Source organism: Deinococcus sp. Leaf326, assembly GCF_001424185.1.
GTDB lineage: Bacteria > Deinococcota > Deinococci > Deinococcales > Deinococcaceae > Deinococcus.
Genome location: NZ_LMOM01000085.1, coordinates 1 through 4,084 on the forward strand (window position 1 = coordinate 1; position 4,084 = coordinate 4,084).

Genomic DNA, 4,084 nt, shown 5'->3' on the forward strand with positions numbered 1-4,084 from the left:
GTCAGGTCCACCAGCAGTTCCAGCCGGGGACGCGGATGGGGTGACGCTCGCCACCAGTCCTGCGCGGTCTTGAGGGCGTGCTGACGCAACACCCGGCAGAGGTGCCRGGTGTCCCAGCCGGCGTGGTTGAGAAAGCGGCTGAGGGCCGAGGGGGACTTGACCGTGGCCCGTTCCGGCAGCGGTCGGCCGGAACCATCCAACAGCAGGGGCAGGATGTCAGAATAGAGCCGTCTGGAACGCGGTTCTTTTGGGTTCACACCCCACTATGGGGCCAAAAGTGCGTTCCAGACGTCCTTTCCCAAAACTGCAAGATGTCAGTAGAGGCTTTTTCTGATCACCATCTACCTGACCGTCAACTCCGTTCGCCGAGATGACCCCAGATCATTGAGTTCAAAGCTTCAGATGAAATGGCTGATCTCTGTCTTGAAGTACTGAGCTAGTGCCCGCGCGTGATCTGCCGTGAACGGCCGCTTCCGGCCAAGAAGTTGGCTGATCGTGGCCTGGTTGATTCCCGTCGCCTGCGCGAGTCTCTGTTGCGTCAGCTGGTCTTTCTCCATCAGGAAGGCCAGCATCGCCGCTGCGTCCACGTCTGGGATGGAGGAGTGTGCTTCCTCATAGGTGGTGATTCGCACCATCAGCTGGTCGGCCAGCGAGCGCAGAGGATGGTCTGCCTTCTCCCCCATTTCGCGGTCCAGGGCTTTGAGGGCGTCCGTGGCCCGCCGAAGGCTCGGCGCGTCCGTGATGGGCAGGAAGACTTCTGGGGCCAGGGCATGCAGGTGCTGCCAAGTCTGGGCCAGTTCGCTGTAGTTGGTCATGTCAGGGTCTCCAGTCGTCGTACTGCTTATGGGTCAGGACGTGCTCGACATACAGCCGTTTGCCGGCGAAGTTGGGCCACACGATCAGGCGGTACTTGTTGCCGCCGATGTCGAAGACGATGAACCCGGCGACCCAGTCGGCGCTTCCGAAGTCAGCCTTGACCTCTGCAAAGGAGGTGTAGTCAGCCGCGCGGACGTGCTTGTACCAGGCACGCAGAGGCAGTTCGGCGTCGGGATGTTCGGACCAGAATGCCAACAGGGCACTGAGGGTCAACACGTTCATGCCCATGAGGTCATTATTGCAGAAAATAATAATCTGAACGTGAGGTCATAAATCAATCGCGTTTCCCTGCCCGCACCGGCCAACGCGCCGAGGCGGGCTTCTCCTTGCCTGGAGGCCTCCCTTGACCGCTACTGAACCCACTGCCCCCGCGCTGGCCCTGGCCGCGTGGTGGGCAAACTTCCTGCCCCGCCCCGCCCCCCAGGACAACGGCGACGACAGCGCTACAGGCGGGCTCACTGCCGCCTTCATGCTCCAGATCTCCGCCCGTGACCAGCACAGCCCCGAGGAGGCTGCTTGCTTCCAGGCTGCCCTCGCTCAGCAGTTCCAGGCCCAACTCGACCGCCGCGGGCAGTGCGAGGCCTGGACCGACTACGGCCCCGACACCGTCCTGTGTGCGGCGGCCACCGAAGCCGGGATCTCTCTGAGCAGCTTCAGTCTCCCCATCAAGTCGGGCAGCACTGGCAGCGAGCACACCGCTGAGGTCAAACAGGGGTACCGGGGCGACTGGCGCAGCATCTGGACCCGTGCTGACGGAGGTACGCCGTGCCCCAGGTGATGTACAAGTACCCGCTCACGCCGCTGAACGAGGCCTCGGTCACCGTCCTGACCCTGCCAAGCTGCGCCCTTCCCCGCACAGCCGCCATGCAGAACGGGCAGCTGTGCCTGTGGATGCAGGTCGACCCGGACAGTGCCCCGCTCGAGCGCGCCTTCGCGGTCTTCGGCACAGGCCACCCGCTGCCGGTGGACGCCACCTACATCGCCACCGTTCCGGACGGCCCGTTCGTCAGGCACATCTTTGAAGTGCCCGGCTCATCGTCCAGACCTCCTGAAAGGACCTTATGACCCCTGATCCCCACCACATCCAGAAGTACCAGCTGCTCGTGGAAAGCTCCCTGGCCATCCCGCTCTCTCCCCAGGCCGAGGTGATCTTCGTCAGCATCACCGGCCCCCAGCACACCCCGACGATCTGGGTGCGCGTCGACCGCGCCGACCTCACGCCCCGCGTCCAGCGCGCCTTCGTACTCGTGCGCAACGGGATGCCCTTCCCCAGCAGCGCCCAGTACCGGGGCACTATCGCTGGTCCCTTCCGGGGCCCGGACGGCAACTTCGCCACCCGCCACGTCGTCGAGTGGCCCCGCTGAGAACCCTGATCCCCAGGAGGTTGTGCCGTGCCCCACCTGCCCGAGTACAAGTTCATCCCGCCGCACCTCGCCACCAAGACCACGCTGGAGAAACGCGGTCTCGTCCCCACGGCCGACCCGGTCGCCGAGTACGCCTACCGCTGCCCTGAGGGCGGCTGGGGACGGGCGAACCTCTACAGCCTTCAGGACACCCGCAGCGCCAAGGAGGCCAACGCCGCCTGCAAGCGCCGGAAGGCGAACCTCGGCGGCCAGTTCCTGCTCTTTCCGGAGACGGTATGACCCAGCCCTGAACCCCGACGGCCACCCCCGTCCCTTCGCCCCTCGACCAAGTCCCGACTGGAGAACGTTTCTTCTTGACCACTGAATTGCCGCAGCTCACCGTCCTTCCTTCCCGTCTTTCCCTCGAGCTGCACTTCCTGAATGTCCTGACCGACGACCGCACCTCGCCCACGTCGCGCATCGAGGCGCTGCGCCGTATCCGCGGGCGGTATCCGGACTACACCGGTCTGGGGAAGCAGCCCGAGACGCCTACCGACCAAGCCGTGAAGGCCTGGGATCGCCTGATCGAGCGGCCCCCCGGAGGTCAGCACTACGTCGAGTTCGTGCAGCACGGCCACGCCCGGGGCCTCATCCTCACCCCTGCTGGGGTGGAGCGCCGGGACACCCTCTGGGAGAACCAGGTCTTCGCTCCCTTTCAACGTCGGGTCCGTGACGCGCACGGTGACGCGGTGGCCGACGCGTTGGTGGCCCAGGAGCACCGGTGAGCCGAGCGCTCGCGGCCGGGCTGCTGGCCCAGGCGGTGGCCGAGGACGAGGCCTATGCTCGCCAGCCCCACTCCGTCCTGGAGCAGGGCTGGGATGAAGAGACGCACCAGCAGCGCTTCATCACCTGGGCGGCGATGACGTGGCCCACCCTGCCCGCCCTGGAGGGCTTCCACCACAGTCCGAATGGAGGCAAAAGAGATCAGCGCCAGAACCGTAAGACCGGCCGCCTGTACAGCCCCGAGGCGTTGCGCCTCCAGCTGATGGGGGTGCGTGCCGAGTATCCGGATCTGCTGCTCGACGTGGCGGTCTGGGACTGGCATGGGCTGCGCATCGAGCTCAAGGACCTCGATGGGGAACTGAGCACGAATCAACGGCCCTGGCTGGTGCGCCTGCGCCGGGAGGGCTATCTCGCGGACGTGGCGCGCGGGTGGCGCGACGCCCGCCGCCTCACCCTCGAGTACCTCTCCGGGCAGTTCACCGAGTACCGCTGGTCGCCCCGATTCGCCGATCGGCACCAGACCCTTCCCCCTACCCACTTGATGCCCGCAGCAAGCGGGTAAGGTAACTTTTGAACGGCATTTCGCAATTTTGAAGCAGAGCGTCTGGAGCGCACTCTTAGCTCCAGGGTAGGGTGCTTACCTAAAAAACAACGCTCCAGACAACTTTATCCTGACATCCTGCGCTGCTTTTCCTACAGGCGGCATCGGGAGCCGTTCGAAGTCTCTCTCAACTTCCTGGGGGAAGGAAATTCCCTCCTCCGCCATTCTCATAACCTCTTGTTCAGGCAATCAGGAACTTGGCTGAACGGGGGAAGCTGGCGAGAGCCGTATGGTTCTCGTTTGCCCCCGAATTATATCGCCGAGTGCTTCATCTAAAGTAGGAGTTACTCAATGCCCTCCAGCACGTACTTTCTACCCTTAAGAGTGCATTGCAAGATGTCCCACTCCTCAGCTTTTCGTTGGGCCAGTGACAGTCAAGGCCAGAAACGTATCCACTACGAGTGGACAGAACTGCCGTTCTCGCTGCTGTGCAATCTCCGTGCGAGCGTCTTCCCAACGCCACGCCGCCTTATAAAGTCGT

The 4,084-nt window shown here is 64.0% G+C and carries 8 protein-coding genes and 1 pseudogene; 6 read left to right on the forward strand and 3 right to left on the reverse strand.

Annotated elements, in window-relative coordinates; genetic code table 11:
- The 3 genes and pseudogenes from ASF71_RS25440 to ASF71_RS20550 form a co-directional block, all read right to left on the reverse strand.
- Positions 1-200, reverse strand: a pseudogene (locus tag ASF71_RS25440) (transposase); the annotation flags it as partial.
- Between the two features lie 198 nt (positions 201-398).
- Positions 399-815 (reverse strand): type II toxin-antitoxin system HigA family antitoxin, encoded by a 417-nt coding sequence (locus ASF71_RS20545; RefSeq protein WP_056303624.1) that lies wholly within the window; start codon positions 813-815, stop codon positions 399-401.
- A 1-nt stretch (position 816) separates the two neighbouring features.
- Positions 817-1,098 carry a type II toxin-antitoxin system HigB family toxin gene (locus ASF71_RS20550; RefSeq protein ID WP_056303636.1) on the reverse strand — a complete coding sequence of 94 codons (282 nt, stop codon included), beginning with the start codon at positions 1,096-1,098 and terminating at the stop codon, positions 817-819.
- A gap of 121 nt (positions 1,099-1,219) precedes the next feature.
- On the opposite strand from ASF71_RS20550, the gene ASF71_RS20555 reads away from it, so the two are divergent.
- The 6 genes from ASF71_RS20555 (at position 1,220) to ASF71_RS20580 (ending at position 3,564) form a co-directional block, all read left to right on the forward strand.
- A complete protein-coding gene (locus ASF71_RS20555; RefSeq protein WP_056303626.1) occupies positions 1,220-1,654 on the forward strand; it encodes a hypothetical protein in 435 nt (144 codons plus the stop codon).
- The gene (locus ASF71_RS20560; protein ID WP_056303627.1) at positions 1,642-1,941 is read left to right on the forward strand and encodes a hypothetical protein; all 300 of its coding nucleotides are present in this window, start codon (positions 1,642-1,644) and stop codon (positions 1,939-1,941) included. Before ASF71_RS20555 ends, ASF71_RS20560 begins: the two co-directional genes overlap by 13 nt.
- On the forward strand, positions 1,938-2,240 hold the full coding sequence (locus ASF71_RS20565; protein ID WP_056303629.1) for a hypothetical protein: 303 nt from the start codon (positions 1,938-1,940) through the stop codon (positions 2,238-2,240). Before ASF71_RS20560 ends, ASF71_RS20565 begins: the two co-directional genes overlap by 4 nt.
- Before the next feature lie 27 nt (positions 2,241-2,267).
- Entirely contained in the window at positions 2,268-2,519 is a 252-nt protein-coding gene (locus ASF71_RS20570; RefSeq protein WP_056303631.1) for a hypothetical protein, read from the forward strand.
- A gap of 74 nt (positions 2,520-2,593) precedes the next feature.
- Positions 2,594-3,004 carry a hypothetical protein gene (locus tag ASF71_RS20575; protein WP_156373022.1) on the forward strand — a complete coding sequence of 137 codons (411 nt, stop codon included), beginning with the start codon at positions 2,594-2,596 and terminating at the stop codon, positions 3,002-3,004.
- A complete protein-coding gene (locus tag ASF71_RS20580) occupies positions 3,001-3,564 on the forward strand; it encodes a VRR-NUC domain-containing protein (protein ID WP_056303634.1) in 564 nt (187 codons plus the stop codon). The genes ASF71_RS20575 and ASF71_RS20580 overlap by 4 nt, the downstream gene beginning before the upstream one ends.
- Positions 3,565-4,084 lie beyond the last annotated feature (520 nt).